We start from the raw sequence: 21,042 nt of genomic DNA, 5'->3' as shown, positions 1-21,042 counted from the left end.
TTCGATGTTGTTTTTTCTTTCGTATTCGTGTCACATTTTTCAATTTTGATATAGGAGGTAAAAAGATGGTAGGAATTATCCTAGCAAGTCATGGAGAATTTGCTAACGGCATTTTGCAATCTGGTTCAATGATCTTCGGCGAACAAGAAAATGTTAAAGCTGTTACATTGATGCCAAGTGAAGGTCCAGATGACATCAAGGCAAAAATGCAAGAAGCAATTGCTACATTTGACGATCAAGAAGAAGTATTATTCTTAGTTGATCTTTGGGGTGGTACTCCTTTCAACCAAGCGAACAGCTTGTTTGAAGATCACAAAGACAAATGGGCAATCGTTGCTGGTATGAATTTACCAATGGTGATCGAAGCCTATGCTTCACGTTTTTCAATGAATACAGCGCATGAAATTGCTGCGCATATCGTTGAAACAGCTAAAGAAGGGGTCAAGGTCAAACCAGAAGAACTTGAACCAGAAGAAGCTTCAGCACCAAAAGCAGTGCAAGACGATCAACCTAAAGGATCACTTCCTCCGGGAACTGTTCTAGGCGATGGCAAAATCAAAATCGTACTTGCTCGTGTCGATTCACGTTTGTTGCATGGTCAAGTTGCTACAGCTTGGACAAAATCAGTGAATCCATCTCGGATCATCGTTGTTTCTGACGCGGTGGCAAAAGATGACTTGCGTAAAAAACTGATCGAACAAGCAGCTCCTCCAGGAGTAAAAGCGAACGTCATTCCAGTGGACAAAATGATTGAAGTTTCTAAAGACCCTCGTTTCGGGAATACGAAAGCTTTACTATTATTTGAAAACCCACAAGATGTATTACGTGCTGTTGAAGGTGGCGTTGATATTACTGAAGTGAACGTTGGTTCAATGGCTCACTCTGTTGGGAAAGTTGTTGTAAGTAAAGTATTGTCGATGGGTACAGATGATGTGAATACATTTGAAGATCTGAAAGAACGCGGCATCAAATTCGATGTGCGTAAAGTACCAAATGACTCTCGAGACAACATGGATGAAATCTTACGCAAAGCCAAAAATGAATTGGCAAATAAATAGAAACGTATTCAACTAAATAGGAGGTCTATCATGACTATTATATCTATGGTATTAGTAGTACTCGTTGCCTTTTTAGCTGGTATGGAAGGGATCTTGGATGAATTCCAATTCCATCAACCGCTAATCGCGTGTACTTTGATCGGTTTAGTGACCGGTAATTTGGAAGCATGTATCATTTTGGGCGGATCATTACAAATGATCGCACTTGGATGGGCAAATATCGGTGCCGCTGTTGCACCTGATGCTGCATTGGCGTCTGTCGCATCTGCAATTATTTTAGTTTTAGGTGGACAAGGAACTGCTGGTGTTGATACAGCGATTGCCGTTGCGATCCCTCTAGCTGTTGCTGGGTTGTTCTTGACAATGATCGTTCGTACATTGGCTGTGCCAATCGTTCACTTTATGGATGCTGCTGCTGAAGAAGGCAACATTCGTAAAATCGAAATGTGGCACGTGATCGCTGTATGTATGCAAGGGGTTCGTATTGCGATTCCTGCAGCTGCATTGTTGGCTATCCCTGCTGCAACTGTTCAAAACTTCTTAGAATCAATGCCTGCATGGTTAACTGATGGTATGGCTATCGGTGGTGGTATGGTTGTTGCCGTTGGTTACGCAATGGTTATCAACATGATGGCAACTCGCGAAGTATGGCCATTCTTTATTATCGGTTTCGTAATCGCAGCTATCTCTCAATTGACATTGATCGCTATCGGTGCCTTGGCAGTAGCAATCGCATTGATCTACTTGAACCTAACTAAAATGGGCGGATCATCAAATGGAGGCGGCGGCAGCAACACTGGCGACCCTCTAGGCGATATCTTGAATGACTATTAGAATCGAAGGAGGAGAAAAAAATGGCAGAAAAAATTCAATTAAATAAAAAAGATCGTTTAGCCGTAGCATGGCGCTCTACCTTCATTCAAGGTTCATGGAACTATGAACGTATGCAAAATGGTGGTTGGGCATTCTCAATGATTCCAGCAATCAAAAAATTATACAAAACAAAAGAAGACCGTGCCGCTGCTTTGAAGCGTCACTTAGAATTCTTTAATACTCACCCATATATCGCATCACCAATCTTAGGTGTAACTTTAGCGTTAGAAGAAGAACGTGCCAATGGCGCGCCTGTCGATGACGTAGCGATCCAAGGGGTAAAAGTTGGGATGATGGGTCCTTTAGCCGGTGTCGGTGACCCTGTGTTCTGGTTTACTGTACGTCCGATGTTAGGTGCATTAGGTGCTTCTCTTGCTTTAGGCGGAAACATCTTAGGCCCAATCATCTTCTTCGTTGCTTGGAACATCATCCGTTGGGCATTTATGTGGTACACACAAGAATTCGGCTACCGTGCTGGTTCTAAAATCACAGATGACCTTTCAGGTGGTTTGCTACAAGATGTAACAAAAGGTGCTTCTATTTTAGGGATGTTCGTATTAGGGTCACTTGTTCAACGTTGGGTATCGATTTCCTTTGCACCAGTTGTCTCAAGCGTACCGCTTGATGAAGGTGCTTATGTCGACTGGGCGAACTTGCCTTCTGGTTCAGCTGGTTTGCAACAAGCCTTCCAACAAGTAGCTGAAGGCCGTGCATTGACTGATACAAAAGTAACAACATTGCAAAACAACTTGGATCAATTGATTCCTGGTTTAGCTGCACTATTGCTTACTTTGTTATGTATGTGGTTATTGAAGAAAAAAGTTTCTCCAATCGTCATTATTATCGGTCTATTCTTAGTCGGTATCGGTGGACACTTGATCGGATTGTTATAATCTTTTCAATGATAGGTGCTTGGGGAGACCCAAGCATCTTTTTATTTATTCGCCAAACATGCCGCAAACACGTATAATAGGTAACGATAAGACGATATAGAATGGAGTAAGCGCAAATGGTACAATCCCTTAATACAAAAGTTGATTTGACGATCGATGCTACGTCTTTTTTAGGTATCAATGAATACGGCAAAATAATGATCGGCGATAATGCCTTTGAGTTTTATAATGATCGTGACAAACGCAAGTTTATTCAAATTCCTTGGGAAGATGTCGACTATGTGATCGCTTCGGTCTTGTTCAAAGGACGCTGGATCCCACGGTATGCGATTCGGACCAAAAAGAATGGGACATATACCTTCTCATCAAAAGAACCAAAAAAAGTTCTGCGGGCAATTCGCGAATACGTTGACCCAGATCATATGGTCCATTCTCTTGGCTTTTTCGATATCTTGAAACGGGCAATTACCCGTAGAAAATAACAAGAGAGCATATGTTTTTCCAATTGATTCTCAATATGTTACCCTTTTTATAAGAAAGTTTAGGAGGGGTTATTATGCACTTTTTATGGACATTGATCGTGGGAGCGGTCATCGGTTCAATCGGTGGCGCCATCGCAGGAGAAAAACGCGGTTGCATTTTTGATATCGTGGCAGGACTTGTGGGCGCATCAATCGGACAAGGTTTATTCGGCACTTGGGGACCGCAAGTGGCAGGAATGGCAATCGTGCCAGCAATCATTGGGGCAGTCATTTTCGTGGCTGTCGTATCATTCTTTTTGGGACGTAAAAGATAATTATCAAAGAAGCAATCCGTTGATTGGGTTGCTTTTTTTGTGGATTAAAGTTATCTAGAAAAGAACAACGAGAGAGCCAACTAGAGTCTTTTTAAAACACCATTCTTTAGGTTCGTATTGTTTGATTTTTTAGAAAACTTTTCGCTTACTTTCCGCTTTTTCTGGAAGTTTGTTATAATACTATCGTATAGAACAAGAAAGTAGGGAACGATACATGTTAAGAGTTGAAAAATTACGTGAAGCAATGAGAAAAGATTCGATTGATGGGTTCTTGATCACCAGCCCATACAATTTGCGTTACTTGACAAACTTTACTGGTACAACTGGTTTAGCAGTCATTACGTTGGACAAAGCTTTTTTTGTAACAGATTTCCGATATACAGAGCAAGCAGCTGCCCAAGCCCAAGGATTTGAGATCGTAAAAAATAGTGGACCGATTTTTGAAGAAGTTGCAACTATCTGCCAAAAGGAAGAAATCAATGTCTTAGCATTTGAAGAAAGTTTCGTCAGCTTTGCTGAATACTCCGTCTTAGAAGACTTGATTGAGGAATCCTCATTAGCTCCTGTATCTGGTATGATCGAGGCATTGCGGGAAGTCAAAGATGAGGAAGAGATCGCATTGATCCAACAAGCCTGCCATATCGCCGATCAAGGGTTCGAACATATTTTGAAAATGATCCGCCCAGGGATGACCGAAATCGAAGTGGCGAATCAGTTAGATTTCTTTATGCGTTCATTAGGTGCCACAAGCGTATCTTTTGAAACGATCGTGGCCAGTGGTCTTCGTTCAGCAATGCCCCATGGGGTTGCCAGTGAAAAAGTGATTGAACAAGGCGATCTGATCACGTTAGACTTTGGCTGTTACTATCAAGGCTATGTGTCTGATATGACCAGAACTTTTGCTGTGGGGGATCCTGGCGATAAATTGAAAGAGATCTATCAAATCGTGCTAGAAGCACAAGAAAAAGTCTTGGCAGCAGCAAAACCTGGAATGACCGGAATTGAACTAGATGCGATCGCCCGGGATCACATAGCTTCCTTTGGCTACGGGGATGCTTTTGGTCATTCAACAGGCCATGGGATTGGTTTAGAAATCCACGAAGGACCAAATGTCTCCTTCCGTGCTGATAAAGCATTTGTTGTCGGAAACGTCATTACAGATGAACCAGGCATCTATCTTCCAGGAATTGGCGGCGTTCGTATCGAGGATGATCTTTTGATCACTGAAACTGGTAATAAAGTGTTGACACATTCACCGAAAGAATTGATCATTCTCTGATTCATCGACCTTGTTTTTCAGAAAATTCATTGAGAATAGTGGGTTATTATAGATTCTCAGTGCAGAAAATGATAAACTTAGAGCGAGAAGAAACACTGTGCCATGGATGTTATTGATTGAATCAAGCGCTGGCTTGCTTCAAACGGAAAAAACGAGCGATTTTTTTACAAACAATACGGTACAGCTGTTTAGAATGGAGGCAAAAACGTATGAATGAAGATAAAAACCTTGTATTAAATGCAAGTCCTGAATTAGGCGAGATCGTCATCGCGCCAGAAGTGATCGAGATCATTATTGGGATCGCTGCTTCTAAAGTGGAAGGTGTCTATGGGATGCGAGGAACACTGGCAAACAGTGTCACTGAATTACTAGGCCGCGCAGCTCATGGCAAAGGAGTCTACTTAACGATCGATGAAACAGGGATCAAAGTGGATATCTACTGCTATATCACTTATGGGATGTCAGTGCCTAAAGTGGCAATGGAGATCCAAGAACGGGTCAAACAGCAAGTCTTATTTATGACAGATGTGCAACTGGCTGAAGTAAATGTTCATGTTGTGGCAGTCGTGCCAGAAAAAGTAGATTTACCAGACATCGAAGAATTATTTGGAAACGACGAGGAAGAAAATGAGTAAAGAATTATCACGGCATGAAATACGGAAAATGGCGTTACAAGCTTTATTTCCACTAGACTTTAACAAAGATTTAACGAAACAAGATGCCATCATGCATGCCATCGAGTTGGAACACCATGAATTGATTGATGAAGAACAAGAGCATTTTGTCCCTGTTTATTTAGATCAATTAGTGGCAGGTGTCTGTCATTATAAAGAAGCCTTGGATGAAGTCATTCAAAGTCATCTAAAAGCCGGTTGGAAAATCCAGCGTTTATCAAAAATGGACGTGACGATTTTACGAATCGCTTTGTATGAAATGATCTATGTGGATAATGTGCCGAATCGTGTGGCTTTGAATGAAGCGATCGAATTAGCGAAAACCTTTAGTGACGATCAGTCAAGGAAGTTTGTCAACGGTATTTTATCGACAGTCAATCAAGAGCTAGAAACAAAAAACAACCAAGTAAGTGAGTAATTTTCAGCCTTAACACTATCGAACAAAAGAAAACAGCCTTTATTCGATCGAGGCAGAAACCGAACGATTTATGAGCAACCGCCTTGTTTTGACGGTCCTGCTTGATCGTTCGGTTTTTTTGCATACACTTTGTCGGTTTGACCTCGTTTTTTCCGAAAAAAGGGAGCCTTAGACGGTGTTTTTCTTTTCAGAAAATGCTATGATAGAAAACATGAAGAAGCAGATCGACAAACGATTGGTGCGTTTCTTTTTACAAAATAAGTCAGTATAATCAGGTTGGAGGAGTTGTCAGAATGGGTACATTGATCAATGGAAAAGAATTGGCTGAAAAAATGCAAGCGGCGTTTCTTTCAGAGACAGCAACACTAAAAGAGCAGGGTGTGACACCGGGATTAGTTGTTTTACTTGTTGGAGAAGACAAAGCAAGCCAGACTTATGTGAAAAATAAAGAACTAGCTGCGGCGAAAATCGGCATCAATTCCCGTGTTGCCCGCTATCCTGAATCCATTACTGAGGCAGAATTATTAGCAGAAATCGAACAGTTCAATAACGATGATGCCTTTCACGGCATTTTGGTTCAACTTCCTTTGCCAAAACATATCAATGAAGAAAAAGTGCTGTTAGCCATCAAACCGGAAAAAGATGTCGACGGTTTTCATCCAATCAATTTAGGAAAATTATTTGCCGGTGTACCTGACCGAATTCCTTGTACCCCTTATGGCATCATGAAAATGTTTGCTGCGTATGGGATCGAATTGGAAGGGAAAAATGCTTTAGTTATCGGCCGCAGCAACATTGTCGGAAAACCGATGGCGCACTTGCTCTTAGGGGCAAATGCCACCGTGACTATTGCTCATTCAAAAACCAAAAATCTGCCTGAGTTAGCGAAGCAAGCGGACATTTTAGTCGTGGCGATCGGCCGCGGTCATTTTGTCACAAAAGACTTCGTAAAAGAAGGGGCCGTGGTGATCGATGTAGGAATGAATCGGGATGCCAATGGCAAGTTGATCGGCGATGTGAAATTTGATGAAGTCGAACCGATCGCTAGCTATATCACCCCGGTACCTAGAGGTGTAGGACCAATGACGATCACGATGTTGATGGCCCAAACGATCGAGGCAGCAAAGGAGACAATGAAAAACTAAATGGCGCAAGAATATTTAACGGTGACCGCATTAACAAAATATATCAAGCGTAAGTTTGACGTCGATCCGTATTTAGAGCGGGTTTATTTGACGGGGGAGATCTCTAATTTTCGTCGTCGCCCCAATCACCAATACTTTAGTTTAAAGGATGATGGTGCAAAAATTTCGACCGTCATGTTCAAGGGCGCTTTTGACAAGCTGCGCTTTCAACCAGAAGAGGGCATGAAAGTCATGGCGGTTGGACGTATCACCTTGTATGAGGCAAGCGGAAATTACCAAATGGTGATCGATCACATGGAACCAGATGGTGTCGGTGCCCTTTATCAAGCCTATGAACAATTAAAGCAGAAATTGGCAGCGGAAGGATTATTTTCTGCACCGAAGCAGTCGTTGCCGAAATACCCGAAACGCATCGCAGTCTTGACCAGTCCTAGTGGGGCGGTGATCAGAGATATCATCACGACGACCCAGCGGCGTTATCCCATTGCTCAGATCGTTTTGTATCCAACCGTGGTACAAGGCAACAAAGCCGCGGATGATGTGGTGAAAAATATCCAACGAGTCGAAGCCGATGGGACCTTTGATACTATGATCATCGGACGTGGGGGTGGGTCGATTGAGGACCTCTGGCCTTTCAATGAAGAACGAGTGGCAAGAGCCATTTTTGACGCAAAAACCCCCGTTATTTCTTCAGTGGGGCATGAAACCGATACGACGATTGCCGATTTAGTGGCGGATGTGCGGGCGGCAACTCCGACCGCAGCTGCCGAATTAGCAGTGCCCGTCCTATCAGAAGAGATTTTGCGGATCGAAGAAAGACAAGCCCGATTAGAGCAAGCTTTTATGCACCAGATCCAGTACAAACAAGAACGCTATCAGCGAGTGATTGGATCATATGTTTTTCGACAACCAGAGCGCTTGTATGAGGCACAGTCCATCAAACTCGATCAGTTGCAGCAGCGGATGCAGCAAGGTCTGCAAACCTTGCTTTATGATAAGGATCGCCATGCACAGCAATTGATTTCACGGTTAGCACAACAACAACCAAAAGCGCGATTGCAAGCTAGTAACCAAGAGGTCAGTTATCTTTCCCAACGCTTAATGAAAGCCATGAAAGATATTTATGCAGCAAAAGAAAATCAATTTGCAAATGCAGTCCAATCTCTTGATTTGCTAAGCCCACTGAAAATCATGGGTCGGGGCTACAGCTATACCACGAAAAATGAGCAGGTGATCAAATCGATTGATACGATCGAGCCAGAAGACCAGCTGACGATCCATTACCAAGATGGCCAAGCACTTGTCGAAGTTATTAGTACAGAAGGAGTTAATCATGGCAAATCCAACATTTGAAGAATCATTACAAGAATTAGAACAAATTGTAACCCGTTTGGAACAAGGGGATGTTCCCTTAGAAGAGGCACTAGATGCTTTTCAAAAAGGGATGGTTTTGAGTAAGCAATGCAAGGACACTTTGAGTAAAGCAGAAAAGTCCTTAACAAAAATGATGACAGAATCTAACGAAGAAGTGCCTTTTGAAGAGGAAAACCAATGAGTGCTTTAACAGAATTCACAAAAGAACACGCCCCATTGATTGAAGAAGTCATGGAGCGCTTTGTCAAAGAACACACCTCTGATCAACGATTGTTTAAAAGCATGCAGTATTCGATCCAAGCTGGCGGCAAACGTATTCGCCCGCTTTTATTGGCAGCAACAGTCGCCGCTTTTCACAAACCCGTCAATACCGCGGTGTACCAGTGTGCGGCAGCCCTAGAAATGGTGCATACGTATTCGCTGATCCATGATGATCTGCCAGCAATGGACAACGATGATCTGCGTCGAGGCAAACCTACCAACCATAAGGTTTTTGGTGAAGCTTTAGCGATTTTAGCTGGAGATGGTCTTTTGACGGCTGCATTTCAATTAGTCGCTATGGCGGAGATCGAAGCCAATCAAAAAGTTTTGCTGCTGCAGCAATTGAGTAAAGCGGCGGGAACACAAGGCATGGTCGCTGGCCAAGCAGCTGATATTCAAGGAGAAAACCAAGCCCTTAGTCTTGAGGAACTGATGTCCATTCATGAACGGAAAACTGGAGAATTGATCCGCTTTGCGGTGATTGCTGGAGGTGTCTTAGCCGACCAGACGGAAGAAGTTCTGCATGAATTGGATCGCTTTGCCCAGCATATTGGGTTAGCCTTTCAAATTCGCGACGATCTGCTGGATGCCACTAGTACGACCGAAGAGCTAGGCAAAGTTGTCCGTCGAGATGACGAATTGGCGAAAAGTACCTATCCTGCTTTACTTGGCTTAGCAGGCGCGCAGCAAGCCTTGACAGAAGAATTAGGCAAGGCCAAAGAAATTCTGGCGCAATTAAGTCAATACGGTCAATTTACGCCGGATGTTTTATTGGCATTTGTGGAACGATTTGAGATTCGAGGGAACGCATGAAGAAAGAACGAGTAGATGTTTTAGCTGTCCAGCAAGGCCTGTTTGAGACCCGAGAGCAAGCCAAACGGGGAGTGATGGCTGGATTGGTGTACAAAGAAAAAAATAATGAGCGCCTAGATAAGCCGGGAGAAAAAATTGCCGCAGATACACTGCTGCAGATCAAAGGCAAAAAGCTGCCTTATGTTTCTCGTGGTGGTCTCAAGTTAGAAAAAGCACTCAAAGTCTTTGATTTTGACGTAACCGATAAAATCATGTTAGACATCGGCGCATCCACCGGTGGTTTTACTGATGCGGCATTGCAAAATGGTGCCAAAAAAAGCTATGCATTGGATGTCGGTTACAATCAGTTAGCCTGGAAGCTGCGGCAAGATGAGCGAGTGATCGTAATGGAGCGGGTCAACTTCCGTTATGCAAAACCAACTGATTTTTTAGACGGTCTTCCAGATGCCGCTACGATCGATGTTTCTTTTATTTCACTTAAACTGATTTTACCCCCGCTGTATGATATTTTGGTAGCGGATGGCGAAGTGATGGCGCTGATTAAACCGCAATTTGAAGCGGGCAAAGAAGCAGTCGGGAAAAATGGGATCGTTCGTGATCCCAAAACCCATGAACGAGTTTTGGAGGAAGTACTAGCATTTGCTAAGAAAACAAACTTCGATGTCTTAAACCTAAGTTTTTCACCAATCACTGGTGGCGAAGGGAATATCGAGTTTATCGTACATTTAAAGAAAAGCCTGCAAGAAGGTACCGCAGCAGGGATCGATATCCCGAAAGTTGTTGCATCAGCACATGAGACCTTTCATCAACCAAAATAAAGAATGGAAGAGAGTGGACATTTTACTTGTCGGCTCTCTTTCTTTCTTGCGCAAAATAGGATAAAATTAGTAGGAATTCATTCAGGAGGAACAAGAGATGAGAAAAAAAGAACGGCATCGCTTGATTACACGATTGTTAAGTGAACAAGATATTCAGAAACAAGAAGATTTTGTCGAGTTGTTAAAAGATCGCGGTGTCTCAGTCACACAAGCAACCATATCAAGAGATATCAAGGAATTGAAGTTAGTGAAAGTTCCTTCCCAAAAAGGTGGCTATCGCTACAGTATCCCGCAAGAGACAACGGAAGACGTGAGTGGTAAACTTGATAAAATCCTAAAAACGGCTTTTGTTTCTGTCGATCGAATGGACAAATTTGTGATCCTGCGCACACTGCCCGGCAATGCCTCGGCTTTGGCGAATTTAATCGATAAACGTTATGCCAAGGAATTATTTGGCACGTTAAACGATGATGACAACGTCTTGATGATCACTAGAACAGAAGCAGATACCGAGAACCTATTCAGGGATTTCCAACGTTACGTTTAGAAGAGGAGGCAAGGGATGCTTTTAGAATTGTCGATCCAAAATTTTGCGATTATTTCCAACTTGCACTTATCTTTCCATGAGGGAATGACGGCACTGACAGGTGAGACAGGTGCCGGGAAATCAATTATTATCGATGCGATGGGTTTGCTAGCAGGCGGTAGAGGTTCCAGCGACTACTTGCGTCAAGGAGCAGAGAAATGCCGTTTAGAAGGGATCTTCGAATGGCCGAATCAGCAGGAGTTCAAAGACTTGACCGCAGATTTAGGTATTGATGAAGAAGAAGTTTTGATCGTACAACGAGATATCTCTCAATCGGGGAAAAATATTTGTCGTGTCAATGGTCGAACCGTTACCTTGTCGGTTTTGCGTCAAATCGGTTTATTCTTGGTCGATATCCAAGGACAAAATGAGCATCAAGAGCTGCTGCAGCCAGAAAAACATTTGACCTTGATGGATGGGTTTGGGGATGATAGCTTTAAAGCGGAGCTTGCGGATTACCGTCAAGCCTATCAAAGCTATCGCTCTTTAGAAAAACACGTCAGGACCATTCAAGAAAATGAACAGCTATATGTCCAGCGAATGGACATGTTGCGTTTTCAACAAGAAGAAATCGCCCAAGCAGAATTGATGGAAAATGAAGAAGAACTGCTGATCGATGAACGAGAAAAACTGACCAATTATCAAAAAATCGTGGATGCTCTAGGGCAAAGCTATGGTGCCTTATCTGCCGAAGAAGTCAATAGCCTAGATGGGGTCAGTGTAGCTTTATCCGAGATCCAGTCAATCGCCCATCTTGATCCGGCTTACGAAAAAATCAGTGAAGCGATCCAAAGTGCGTATTACTTGTTGCAAGATGCAGCCACTGATATTTCGCGGCAAGTCGACAATCTTGAATTAGATGAAGGCCGACTGGAAGAAGTCATTTCACGGCTGGAAACGATTCGTCAATTGAAGCGCAAATACGGGGAGTCGATTCCTGTGATTCTTGCTTATTATGATGAGATCACTAAAGAAATCAGCGAGTCTGCCTATACAGAAGGTCAGTTGGAGCAATTAGAAGAAGAGCTTGCCCAAAAAGCTGAATCAGTCTGGCAGCTGGCGGAAGCCTTGCACGTCAAACGACGTGAACTGGCTCATCGTTTAGAAAAAGAAATCGTTCAAGAGTTAAAAGAGCTGTATATGGAGCACGCACAATTTGAAGTACGGTTTGCACCTGGCTCAAAACAATTGAGTAGCAGCGGATTTGACACCGTAGAATTTTATTTGACCACAAATCCTGGTGAAGGCATGAAGCCGTTGGTGCGGGTTGCTTCTGGGGGAGAACTTTCACGGATCTTACTGGCCCTCAAATCAATTTTCTCTCGGAAACAAGGAATCACCAGTATTGTTTTTGACGAAGTTGATACTGGGGTCAGTGGCCGAGTAGCCCAAGCAATTGCTGAAAAAATCGCCAAGATCGCAGCCAATTCGCAAGTTTTGTGTATCACTCACTTGCCGCAAGTAGCTGCTGTAGCGGATAATCAATATTTTATTGAAAAAGCAATTCAAGAAGGACGGACAGAAACCCACGTCCGTAAACTATCTAAAGAAGAACGGGTGGCAGAGATCGCCCGTATGCTCTCAGGTGCAGAAATCACCGATTTAACGATCGAACATGCACGAGAACTATTGGCACTTGCACACCGATAAAAATTGGGAAACATTCGTAGAAAGATTCAGGAGATGATGGACCAGCAAGTTTCGTCTGCCATCCTTTCCTGATCTTCTTTTTTGCAGGAGGATATGATGAGAAAAAGAACAAAAGTTTTGATTGGTGTATTGGTCACCGTTGTTATTTTAACTATTGCCGGTTGGATCGGTTGGCAACAACTACACTACCCAGCAGTTGATGCTGCAGTCACAGCTGCGAAAGAGGCAGAAGATGAGGGGAATGTCCTTTATTTTGCTGGAGATGAAGAAAAGCCATTGGTCATTTTCTATCCCGGCGCCCTTGTCGATGCGGAAAGCTATAGTGTATGGGCAGCAGGTCTAGCGGAAAAAGGCTATCCTGTCGCGATCGTTAAAATGCCCTTTAACATGGCTGTTTTATCAGGCAATCGTGCAGAAGAGGTCTTGAAAGAAATTCCCCATAACTCCTATGTCATTGGTGGTCATTCATTAGGTGGGGTAATGGCGAGCCGTTTTGCAGCGAATCAATTGGCTGCAAACGACAAGGATTTAAAAGGGGTCTTTTTCTTCGCAAGCTATCCCGATGAAAAAGGGTCTTTGGCTGATCAGTCGATTTCTGTGCTATCGTTGACAGGGAGTCAAGATCAGGTGGTCAATCAAGAAAATTGGCAAGCTGCCCGTAGCTTCCTTCCAGAATCTACCACGTTCCAAACGATCGAAGGCGGCAATCATGCTGGCTTTGGTACCTATGGGTTACAAAAAGGAGAAGCCGCCGCTGATTTATCAAATGAAGCGCAGCAAAAAGCCATCGTTGAGCAGATGGCTGCGTGGCTAAGTGAATTAGAGTAAAAAAAGACGGCAGAAGATGCATAGAAATGCTTCTTTCTGCCGTTTCGATTCAACAGACATTTTGGGGAAATGTTGATGAAATCGTGAAAACGCTGAACATAACAACATATTGTACTTGATTGGGGAAGCAAGATTAATAATTATGTTCTTTTAAAATACGTTTCCTCTCACAGTATAGCATAGCATACCTTCTGGATGCACGTAATTTAATTAAGAAATTCTGTCATTTTTTTTACGAAACAGTTATTTTGAAAAAGAAAAAAAGCGTTTTAAATAAACGAACGGACGCTGTTCCAGAAAAAAAAGCAAATAATAATTTTCATTAAATTCAACTAATGGTAAAATGAAAATAATTGATTTTTAAGATCAATGACTTACGAAAGTACAAGGAGCGTTATGATGAAAAAATTTAAACTTCTAAGTCCTATTATCGGATTGGTTATTTTACTCTCAGGATGTGCAAGCTGGGCAGATAGAGGAGAATCGATCACCGCAGTCGGTTCCTCTGCTTTGCAGCCGCTAGTAGAAACAGTTGCAGAAGAATTTCAAAACTCAAATCCAGGACGGTTCATCAATGTCCAAGGAGGCGGAAGCGGAACCGGACTAAGTCAAGTCCAAGCCGGTGCAGTCGATATCGGAAATTCTGATTTGTTTGCGGAAGAAAAGCCAGGAATCGATGCTGATGCCCTTGTTGATCATCGGGTGGCAACGGTGGGAATCACACCAATCGTTAACAAAGGAGTTGGTATCACAGACATTTCCACAGAAGATCTAAAAAATATCTTCTTAGGAAAGATCACCAATTGGAGCGAAGTCGGTGGAAATGATCTGCCGATCGTTTTATTGAACCGGGCGACAGGTAGTGGTACGAGAAGCACGTTTGAAAAATGGATCATGGATGGCGAAACCGCTATTCCTTCTCAAGAGCAAGATTCTAGTGGGATGGTACGCTCGATCGTTTCTGATACACCAGGGGCTATTAGCTACGTTGCATTTTCTTATGTGACTGATGAAGTCAATGTCCTTTCAATTGATGGCGTTGAACCTACGATTGAAAATGTGACGACGAATGATTGGAAAGTTTGGGCGTATGAGCATATGTATACAAAAGGAGAACCAACCGGATTAACTGCTGAGTTTTTAGAATATATGCTTTCTGACGAAGTCCAAGAGCATATCGTTGGGGATCTAGGCTATATTCCAATTTCCATCATGCAGGTGGAAAGAGACTGGGAAGGCAACATTGTTGAATAATCTTTACACAAAATTTACACAAGCTTTAACAGAAATTGATGTTGAACCGATAAACTAATGGTTATGAGTTTAGTTTGATTTTTGAGGAGGAACCCTCGTGGAAAATGTAAAAGAAGTGTTAACAAAAAAATCTAAGCGCGCAAGAATGGAACAAAGAGGAAAACTAATCAGTTTTCTTTGTATCGCGTTGATTGTTTTGGTTGTGATCTCCATTTTTTATTTCGTTGCTAGCCGAGGATTAGCGACATTCTTTGTAGACAAAGTCAATGTGTTTGACTTTTTGTTTGGTACCCAATGGAATCCGAGTGCTGTGGGACCTGATGGACAACCGTTAGTTGGTGCCTTGCCGATGATTCTAGGATCGTTCTTCGTAACGTTCTTATCAGCGATCGTGGCAACACCTTTTGCCATCGGTGCCGCCGTCTTTATGGTAGAAATCTCACCTCGTAATGGAGAGAAGATCTTGCAGCCGGTCATCGAACTTTTAGTCGGTATCCCTTCAGTTGTTTATGGTTTCATCGGTTTGTCTGTCGTTGTACCAGCAGTCCGCTCCGTTTTTGGCGGTACTGGTTTTGGGATCTTGGCGGGGACGTTTGTCCTGTTTATCATGATCTTACCGACAGTGACTACGATGACTGTCGACGCTTTGCGGGCAGTCCCACGGCATTATCGTGAAGCTTCGTTAGCTTTAGGTGCGACTCGCTGGCAAACGATTTACAAAGTTGTTTTACGAGCAGCTGTTCCTGGTATTTTAACAGCGGTTGTTTTTGGAATGGCGCGGGCGTTTGGTGAAGCATTGGCGATTCAAATGGTTATTGGTAATGCGGCATTGATGCCAACTAGCTTAGTGACACCAGCTTCAACATTGACTTCTATCCTAACGATGGGTATCGGAAATACGATCATGGGGACAGTCCAAAATAATGTCTTATGGTCATTAGCCTTGATCTTGTTATTGATGTCCTTACTATTTAACATTGTTATTCGCTTTATTGGGAAGAAAGGAGCCTTGAAATAATGAATGCAAAACGTTCAGATAAAATTGCTACCGGCGTCTTGTATGCCGTTGCTGGAATCATTGTTTTGATTTTGGCTTCCTTATTACTGTACATTTTGGTTCGGGGGGTTCCTCACATTAGCTGGGAATTTCTGACCTCTTCTTCAAAAGCGTATCAAGAAGGCGGCGGGATCGGCATCCAATTGTTCAATTCCCTTTACTTGCTTTTAGTAACAATGATCATTAGCTTCCCGATTTCTTTAGGAGCGGGGATCTACTTATCAGAGTATGCAAAGAAAAACTGGTTGACGGATATCATTCGGACATCGATCGAGATTTTGAGCTCACTGCCTTCAGTGGTTGTCGGTCTCTTTGGTTTCTTAGTCTTTGTTATTCAGTTTGGTTATGGCTTTTCAATTATTTCTGGTGCCTTGGCATTGACCTTCTTCAATTTGCCACTATTGACGAGAAATGTAGAAGAATCACTTCAAGCGATTCATTACACGCAACGTGAAGCAGGCTTGTCTCTTGGGTTGTCACGTTGGGAAACGGTCACACGCATCATTGTTCCAGAAGCAACACCAGGGATTTTGACTGGGGTCATTCTAAGTTCTGGTCGGATTTTTGGTGAAGCGGCAGCGCTGATCTATACTGCAGGACAAAGTGCACCGGCCCTTGATTTTACAAACTGGAATCCATTGAGTGTTTCCAGCCCGATCGGTCTTTTCCGACAAGCGGAGACGCTGGCAGTCCATATTTGGAAAATCAATACAGAGGGCACGATGCCTGATGGCGCACAAGTTTCAGCTGGAGCTTCGGCAGTATTGATCATTGCCGTCTTGCTATTTAACTTTGGCGCCCGTGCAGCTGGCAAACGGTTGTACAAGAAAATGACGTCAGCATAAGGAGAATGACAGTATGAACGATTACAATTGGGATGATCGAAATATCATTACCTTTGATAAACCAGAAGATGTGGCGCTTTATACCACTGACTTGCATGTATGGTATGGATCAAATGAAGCCATCAAAGGCATTGATCTACAATTTGAAAAGAATAAAATCACCGCATTGATCGGTCCCTCTGGTTGCGGAAAATCAACGTATCTGCGTTCCTTGAATCGAATGAATGACGGAATCGCAAATACGAGAGTCACAGGAAACATCATGTACAAAGGGGTCGACGTGAACACGAAAGAAGTCGATGTCTTCGAAATGCGTAAGCGGATCGGCATGGTTTTCCAACGACCAAACCCTTTCAGTAAATCGATCTATGACAACATCGCCTTTGCTTTGCGACGTCATGGAGAAAGAAACAAAAAGAAATTGGATGAAGCAGTCGAAACCAGCTTGAAACAAGCCGCACTTTGGGATCAAGTAAAGGACAGCTTAGACAAAAGTGCTTTGGCATTGTCCGGTGGACAGCAGCAACGTCTGTGTATCGCTCGAGCAATTGCGATGAAACCAGATATTTTGCTTCTAGATGAACCAGCTAGTGCCCTTGATCCCATCTCAACCGGGACAGTGGAAGAAACTCTTATCAACTTGAAAAACGACTATTCAATCATCATCGTGACCCACAACATGCAGCAAGCTGCTCGGATCAGCGATTATACCGCCTTTTTCTACTTAGGAAATGCGATCGAGTACGATGAGACCCGTAAGATATTTACTCGTCCAAAAATTAAAGCAACAGAAGATTACGTATCCGGTCATTTTGGCTGAGCCGATTCGATCAGTAAACGGAGGCAAAACAATGGCAGAAGAAATTATTACATCGAAAGATCTGCATTTATACTACGGAAAAAAAGAAGCATTAAAAGGAATCGACCTTTCCATCAAAAAAGGCGAGATCACTGCGATGATCGGTCCTTCAGGTTGTGGGAAATCGACCTACTTGCGTTCTCTTAATCGAATGAATGATTTGATCCCTGGTGTGACAATTACAGGAAGTGTTGTCTATAAAGGGAAAGACATTTATAGTCCGAAGCAAGACATCGTTGATTTGCGTAAAGAAATCGGGATGGTTTTTCAGCAACCGAATCCATTTCCCTTTTCAATTTACGAAAATGTGATTTATGGGTTAAAATTAAAAGGAGTCACGGACAAGGCGATTCTTGATAAGACGGTAGAGGAAAGCTTGAAAGCAGCGTCTGTCTGGGAAGATGTCAAAGATAAGCTTCACCAAAGTGCGCTATCTTTATCCGGTGGACAACAGCAGCGGGTATGCATCGCTCGGGTATTGGCTGTCGATCCAGAAATCATTTTGCTGGATGAACCAACCAGTGCGTTAGACCCAATTTCATCTGGGAAAATCGAGAATACCCTTTTGGCACTGAAAGAACGCTATACCATGATCATCGTGACTCACAACATGTCACAAGCTTCAAGAATCTCAGATAAAACCGCGTTCTTTTTGGACGGCAACTTGATCGAGTTTAATGACACGAAAAAAGTGTTCCTAAGTCCAAGCAAAAAAGAAACAGAAGATTATATCTCAGGAAGATTTGGTTAGGAGGAAAAGGGATGTTGCGTACACAGTTTGAAGAAGAATTATTAAATCTACACAATCAATTTTATGAGATGGGGATGCTAGTCAGCAGCGCGATCCACAAATCCGTACGAGCATATGTCAGACATGATAAAGCAATTGCTCAAGAAGTGATTGAAAATGATTTGGCGATCAACAATATGGAAGTTCGTTTGGAGAAAAAGAGCTTTGAAATGATTGCTTTGCAACAACCAGTAACCACCGATCTACGAATGATCATTACTGTAATGAAAGCCAGCTCTGACTTGGAACGAATGGGAGACCATGCAGTATCGATCGCGAAGTCAACGATTCGGGTCAAAGGTGAAACACGGATCGCCGAAATCGAAAAAGAAATTTCTGATATGTCGGATTATGTGAAGAAAATGGTCGATAATGTTTTAGTTGCCTATGTAAAAACTGACCAAGAAGATGCCCGTATGATCGCCCAAATGGATGATCGGGTCAATGAGTATTACAAAGACATCTATTACAAAACGATCGAGAGTATGAAAGAAAATCCGGAAACCGTTGTTAGTGGAACCGATTATTTATCTGTTGCACAGTACTTAGAACGTATCGGTGACTACGTAACGAATATTTGTGAATGGATTGTGTATCTTGCTACTGGAAAAATCAGTGAATTGAATACAAACCGTACGGAAATGATTTAAGAAACCAGCTTAGGTTCTTGATCACTTATCTCTTTTAAAAGAGATGGGACAGACCGCCGAAAGAAGTTGACCTTTAAGGAGTAACTTCTCTCGGCGGTCTTTTTGATTTGGAAGAATCACTGAAATAGATGACGTGAACAAGATAGACAAATTATAAAATGGCTTCCCTAAAGATGGACAATGGAAATCGATTCTATCGTAACCGAATTTTTCAAGTTGAACCTTCTGCTCTTTTCATCCCCGACCCGCAGTGAAATGAACAATAGATCATTTACTCTAGCAGGCCTATTCCTCAAGGCTGCTATTAGCTGAAACTTTTGTTTCCAATGGTTTTTCGTGGTACTGTTAAGATAAGGAAGATCGTTTTGTGCCTAAAGTAATGAAGAAAAGTGCCGGTTCTGCTTGCCAATCTGCAGATTGAGAAAAACTTGGTACTTAAGACCTATGACACTTTTGCAAAAACAAGGCATAATAGGTTCGTAAGCTAAACTTGCAATCACACATTTGCTGAAGGAGGCAATTTCCATGAACGAAAGAGAACGTATATTGGATCTAGTAAAAAAAGGTGTGCTTTCTACAGAAGAAGCCTTAGATTTACTAGAAGGTATGGCAAAAGCCAAAGACGAAAAACAAATTAACAAAGCTGCTGCTGAGGTAACCGCGGATAAGAATGCGACAAGCCCATTTGATGATACTGAAAATGACGATGAGATGTTCACGTTTGACGGCGAAGAAAAACTTCGTCAAAACGAAGCGCAAGACAAAGAAAATCTTGAAAAGATTCTTGATGGCTTAGCAACGGAAGCCAACCAAGCATCTGCTGAGTTGGACGAAATCAATGCTGAAATTCTTGGCGTCAAAGAAGAATTAAAAGAAGCGCAAGAAACTCTGATGCAATTGAATACCAAAGAAGAATTGGATCAATTGTCAGAAGAGGAATTGGCAACACGTCATGAAACAGAAGCGACCATTACTGGCTTAGAAGAAACTTTAGATGGCTTAACCGAAGAAAAAGCAGAATTGGAAGCAAAACTAAAAAATATTCGCAAAGACCAATGGTCTCAAACGAAAGAGAAAATCTCTCAAAAATTAGATATTCCAGAAGATTGGAAAGAGCAAGCGACCGATACTATCAATCAAGTAAGTGAAAAAATGGTCGATGCCAGCACCCACTTCGGACACTTCTTGAAGAAAACGGTTCGAGCAGTAACGGATTCTGTTAACGACAACATGGAATGGAAAGATATCAACTTGAAAGTTCCCGGTGTTGCAGCGACGAAATTTGAACACACATTCAGCTATGACGAAACGGCAGCGACATTGATCGATGTGAAGTTAGCCAACGGCAATGTTTCCTTCCAATTATGGGATGAACCAGGTGTCAAAGTAGATGCCAAAATCAAACTATATGGTAAAATGGATGCGGCGGAGCCTTTCGATGCTTTTGAAGCAAGAAGCCAAATCAATGTTGATGATGAACGCATCTCCTTCCAAATTCCAAACAAACGCATTCGTGCCGATCTGGTTTTCTATTTACCAAAACGTACCTATGATCATGTGGCAGTAAAACTATTGAACGGAAATGTTACATTCAATGAATTGGATGCAAAAGATGTTTATACAAAATCAACAAATGGCAATATCGATTTCCGCAAAGTAAACGCATCGATGTTAGAGATTGAAGGCGTGAATGGAACGATCACTGTTCAAGAGGGTGAGATTTTAGATGCCATCATCGAAACAGTGAATGGCGACGTGACGTTGACAGCCACACCACAAAACACCGGTATTTCTTTAGTAAACGGCAATATCCGTGTGACCTACAAAGAAGAAACGGTCCAAAAATTAAACGCCAGCTCTGTAAATGGCAATGTTAAAGTAGCATTACCTGCAGGGATCGGTTTTGAAGGGATCGCCAAAACAAGTTTAGGTAGCATTAACAATCGCTTAAGTGAAATGGAAGTTGTACGGGAGAAAAAAGAACGCCTAAACCAACTATTGCAATTCCGTCGGGTTGCCGATAAAGTCGCACAAATCGATCTATCCACAACAACAGGAAATGTCTTTATCAAAGATACAGATAAATAAGAATAGTTGAGTATACACTCATTAAAGAAAAGA

Annotated in this window: 23 protein-coding genes; all 23 read left to right on the top strand. The window is 42.5% G+C overall.

The window, feature by feature from the left end:
• Window positions 1-65: 65 nt before the first annotated feature.
• The 23 genes from IGI86_RS09975 (at window position 66) to liaX (ending at window position 21,009) form a co-directional block, all read left to right on the top strand.
• The gene (locus IGI86_RS09975; protein ID WP_008378493.1) at window positions 66-1,058 is read left to right on the top strand and encodes a mannose/fructose/sorbose PTS transporter subunit IIA; all 993 of its coding nucleotides are present in this window, start codon (window positions 66-68) and stop codon (window positions 1,056-1,058) included.
• A 30-nt stretch (window positions 1,059-1,088) separates the two neighbouring features.
• Window positions 1,089-1,892 carry a PTS mannose/fructose/sorbose transporter subunit IIC gene (locus IGI86_RS09970; protein ID WP_008378492.1) on the top strand — a complete coding sequence of 268 codons (804 nt, stop codon included), beginning with the start codon at window positions 1,089-1,091 and terminating at the stop codon, window positions 1,890-1,892.
• 20 nt (window positions 1,893-1,912) lie between these two features.
• The gene (locus IGI86_RS09965) at window positions 1,913-2,824 is read left to right on the top strand and encodes a PTS system mannose/fructose/sorbose family transporter subunit IID (RefSeq protein WP_005235347.1); all 912 of its coding nucleotides are present in this window, start codon (window positions 1,913-1,915) and stop codon (window positions 2,822-2,824) included.
• Window positions 2,825-2,940: 116 nt separating this feature from the next.
• Window positions 2,941-3,306, top strand: coding sequence for a DUF956 family protein (locus IGI86_RS09960; RefSeq protein WP_005235348.1), 366 nt, complete (start codon window positions 2,941-2,943; stop codon window positions 3,304-3,306).
• Between the two features lie 74 nt (window positions 3,307-3,380).
• Window positions 3,381-3,620 (top strand): GlsB/YeaQ/YmgE family stress response membrane protein, encoded by a 240-nt coding sequence (locus tag IGI86_RS09955; protein ID WP_005225767.1) that lies wholly within the window; start codon window positions 3,381-3,383, stop codon window positions 3,618-3,620.
• Between the two features lie 214 nt (window positions 3,621-3,834).
• The gene (locus IGI86_RS09950; protein ID WP_005235349.1) at window positions 3,835-4,899 is read left to right on the top strand and encodes a M24 family metallopeptidase; all 1,065 of its coding nucleotides are present in this window, start codon (window positions 3,835-3,837) and stop codon (window positions 4,897-4,899) included.
• Between the two features lie 209 nt (window positions 4,900-5,108).
• On the top strand, window positions 5,109-5,534 hold the full coding sequence (locus tag IGI86_RS09945; protein ID WP_005225770.1) for an Asp23/Gls24 family envelope stress response protein: 426 nt from the start codon (window positions 5,109-5,111) through the stop codon (window positions 5,532-5,534).
• The gene (gene nusB, locus IGI86_RS09940; protein WP_005235350.1) at window positions 5,527-5,991 is read left to right on the top strand and encodes a transcription antitermination factor NusB; all 465 of its coding nucleotides are present in this window, start codon (window positions 5,527-5,529) and stop codon (window positions 5,989-5,991) included. Before IGI86_RS09945 ends, nusB begins: the two co-directional genes overlap by 8 nt.
• Window positions 5,992-6,284: 293 nt before the next feature.
• Window positions 6,285-7,136 carry a bifunctional methylenetetrahydrofolate dehydrogenase/methenyltetrahydrofolate cyclohydrolase gene (locus IGI86_RS09935; RefSeq protein WP_005235351.1) on the top strand — a complete coding sequence of 284 codons (852 nt, stop codon included), beginning with the start codon at window positions 6,285-6,287 and terminating at the stop codon, window positions 7,134-7,136.
• Entirely contained in the window at window positions 7,137-8,489 is a 1,353-nt protein-coding gene (xseA, locus tag IGI86_RS09930; protein ID WP_005235354.1) for an exodeoxyribonuclease VII large subunit, read from the top strand. It begins immediately after the preceding gene.
• A complete protein-coding gene (locus IGI86_RS09925; RefSeq protein ID WP_005235356.1) occupies window positions 8,470-8,691 on the top strand; it encodes an exodeoxyribonuclease VII small subunit in 222 nt (73 codons plus the stop codon). The genes xseA and IGI86_RS09925 overlap by 20 nt, the downstream gene beginning before the upstream one ends.
• Window positions 8,688-9,584, top strand: a complete 897-nt coding sequence (locus tag IGI86_RS09920; protein WP_005235358.1) for a polyprenyl synthetase family protein — start codon at window positions 8,688-8,690, stop codon at window positions 9,582-9,584. Before IGI86_RS09925 ends, IGI86_RS09920 begins: the two co-directional genes overlap by 4 nt.
• Window positions 9,581-10,402, top strand: coding sequence for a TlyA family RNA methyltransferase (locus IGI86_RS09915; protein ID WP_016620449.1), 822 nt, complete (start codon window positions 9,581-9,583; stop codon window positions 10,400-10,402). The genes IGI86_RS09920 and IGI86_RS09915 overlap by 4 nt, the downstream gene beginning before the upstream one ends.
• Before the next feature lie 97 nt (window positions 10,403-10,499).
• Window positions 10,500-10,949 (top strand): arginine repressor, encoded by a 450-nt coding sequence (gene argR, locus IGI86_RS09910; RefSeq protein WP_005235362.1) that lies wholly within the window; start codon window positions 10,500-10,502, stop codon window positions 10,947-10,949.
• A gap of 15 nt (window positions 10,950-10,964) precedes the next feature.
• Complete coding sequence (recN, locus tag IGI86_RS09905) at window positions 10,965-12,638, top strand: DNA repair protein RecN (protein WP_430617239.1); 1,674 nt, start codon at window positions 10,965-10,967, stop codon at window positions 12,636-12,638.
• Between the two features lie 96 nt (window positions 12,639-12,734).
• Complete coding sequence (locus tag IGI86_RS09900; RefSeq protein WP_008378480.1) at window positions 12,735-13,466, top strand: alpha/beta hydrolase; 732 nt, start codon at window positions 12,735-12,737, stop codon at window positions 13,464-13,466.
• Window positions 13,467-13,865: 399 nt separating this feature from the next.
• Window positions 13,866-14,720 carry a phosphate ABC transporter substrate-binding protein PstS gene (locus IGI86_RS09895; RefSeq protein WP_008378479.1) on the top strand — a complete coding sequence of 285 codons (855 nt, stop codon included), beginning with the start codon at window positions 13,866-13,868 and terminating at the stop codon, window positions 14,718-14,720.
• A 97-nt stretch (window positions 14,721-14,817) separates the two neighbouring features.
• Window positions 14,818-15,738, top strand: a complete 921-nt coding sequence (gene pstC, locus IGI86_RS09890) for a phosphate ABC transporter permease subunit PstC (protein WP_005235375.1) — start codon at window positions 14,818-14,820, stop codon at window positions 15,736-15,738.
• Window positions 15,738-16,622: a phosphate ABC transporter permease PstA gene (pstA, locus tag IGI86_RS09885; RefSeq protein ID WP_008378478.1), complete on the top strand. Its 885-nt coding sequence runs from the start codon at window positions 15,738-15,740 to the stop codon at window positions 16,620-16,622. Before pstC ends, pstA begins: the two co-directional genes overlap by 1 nt.
• A 13-nt stretch (window positions 16,623-16,635) precedes the next feature.
• The gene (pstB, locus tag IGI86_RS09880; protein ID WP_005225783.1) at window positions 16,636-17,442 is read left to right on the top strand and encodes a phosphate ABC transporter ATP-binding protein PstB; all 807 of its coding nucleotides are present in this window, start codon (window positions 16,636-16,638) and stop codon (window positions 17,440-17,442) included.
• Between the two features lie 31 nt (window positions 17,443-17,473).
• Window positions 17,474-18,232, top strand: a complete 759-nt coding sequence (gene pstB, locus IGI86_RS09875; RefSeq protein ID WP_005235379.1) for a phosphate ABC transporter ATP-binding protein PstB — start codon at window positions 17,474-17,476, stop codon at window positions 18,230-18,232.
• Window positions 18,233-18,243: 11 nt separating this feature from the next.
• The gene (phoU, locus tag IGI86_RS09870; RefSeq protein ID WP_008378477.1) at window positions 18,244-18,921 is read left to right on the top strand and encodes a phosphate signaling complex protein PhoU; all 678 of its coding nucleotides are present in this window, start codon (window positions 18,244-18,246) and stop codon (window positions 18,919-18,921) included.
• A gap of 525 nt (window positions 18,922-19,446) precedes the next feature.
• Window positions 19,447-21,009, top strand: coding sequence for a daptomycin-sensing surface protein LiaX (gene liaX, locus IGI86_RS09865; protein ID WP_016612240.1), 1,563 nt, complete (start codon window positions 19,447-19,449; stop codon window positions 21,007-21,009).
• Window positions 21,010-21,042: the final 33 nt, after the last annotated feature.

Source organism: Enterococcus sp. AZ188 (assembly GCF_050544075.1).
Taxonomy (GTDB): domain Bacteria; phylum Bacillota; class Bacilli; order Lactobacillales; family Enterococcaceae; genus Enterococcus_D; species Enterococcus_D entomosocium.
The sequence above is the reverse complement of the archived record's forward strand: the minus strand, read 5'-3'. Positions and strand labels throughout refer to the sequence as shown.

Bases quoted from the DNA above. Each gene is read 5' to 3' on its own strand.
- IGI86_RS09915 (WP_016620449.1), top strand. From the start codon at position 9,581: ATGAAGAAAGAACGAGTAGATGTTTTAGCTGTCCAGCAAGGCCTGTTT.
- pstA (WP_008378478.1), top strand. From the start codon at position 15,738: ATGAATGCAAAACGTTCAGATAAAATTGCTACCGGCGTCTTGTATGCC.
- IGI86_RS09960 (WP_005235348.1), top strand. From the start codon at position 2,941: ATGGTACAATCCCTTAATACAAAAGTTGATTTGACGATCGATGCTACG.
- IGI86_RS09895 (WP_008378479.1), top strand. From the start codon at position 13,866: ATGAAAAAATTTAAACTTCTAAGTCCTATTATCGGATTGGTTATTTTA.
- IGI86_RS09975 (WP_008378493.1), top strand. From the start codon at position 66: ATGGTAGGAATTATCCTAGCAAGTCATGGAGAATTTGCTAACGGCATT.
- phoU (WP_008378477.1), top strand. From the start codon at position 18,244: ATGTTGCGTACACAGTTTGAAGAAGAATTATTAAATCTACACAATCAA.
- IGI86_RS09900 (WP_008378480.1), top strand. From the start codon at position 12,735: ATGAGAAAAAGAACAAAAGTTTTGATTGGTGTATTGGTCACCGTTGTT.
- IGI86_RS09920 (WP_005235358.1), top strand. From the start codon at position 8,688: ATGAGTGCTTTAACAGAATTCACAAAAGAACACGCCCCATTGATTGAA.
- pstB (WP_005225783.1), top strand. From the start codon at position 16,636: ATGAACGATTACAATTGGGATGATCGAAATATCATTACCTTTGATAAA.
- IGI86_RS09950 (WP_005235349.1), top strand. From the start codon at position 3,835: ATGTTAAGAGTTGAAAAATTACGTGAAGCAATGAGAAAAGATTCGATT.
- xseA (WP_005235354.1), top strand. From the start codon at position 7,137: ATGGCGCAAGAATATTTAACGGTGACCGCATTAACAAAATATATCAAG.
- recN (WP_430617239.1), top strand. From the start codon at position 10,965: ATGCTTTTAGAATTGTCGATCCAAAATTTTGCGATTATTTCCAACTTG.
- nusB (WP_005235350.1), top strand. From the start codon at position 5,527: ATGAGTAAAGAATTATCACGGCATGAAATACGGAAAATGGCGTTACAA.
- IGI86_RS09970 (WP_008378492.1), top strand. From the start codon at position 1,089: ATGACTATTATATCTATGGTATTAGTAGTACTCGTTGCCTTTTTAGCT.
- IGI86_RS09955 (WP_005225767.1), top strand. From the start codon at position 3,381: ATGCACTTTTTATGGACATTGATCGTGGGAGCGGTCATCGGTTCAATC.
- IGI86_RS09925 (WP_005235356.1), top strand. From the start codon at position 8,470: ATGGCAAATCCAACATTTGAAGAATCATTACAAGAATTAGAACAAATT.
- argR (WP_005235362.1), top strand. From the start codon at position 10,500: ATGAGAAAAAAAGAACGGCATCGCTTGATTACACGATTGTTAAGTGAA.
- IGI86_RS09965 (WP_005235347.1), top strand. From the start codon at position 1,913: ATGGCAGAAAAAATTCAATTAAATAAAAAAGATCGTTTAGCCGTAGCA.
- liaX (WP_016612240.1), top strand. From the start codon at position 19,447: ATGAACGAAAGAGAACGTATATTGGATCTAGTAAAAAAAGGTGTGCTT.
- pstB (WP_005235379.1), top strand. From the start codon at position 17,474: ATGGCAGAAGAAATTATTACATCGAAAGATCTGCATTTATACTACGGA.
- IGI86_RS09945 (WP_005225770.1), top strand. From the start codon at position 5,109: ATGAATGAAGATAAAAACCTTGTATTAAATGCAAGTCCTGAATTAGGC.
- IGI86_RS09935 (WP_005235351.1), top strand. From the start codon at position 6,285: ATGGGTACATTGATCAATGGAAAAGAATTGGCTGAAAAAATGCAAGCG.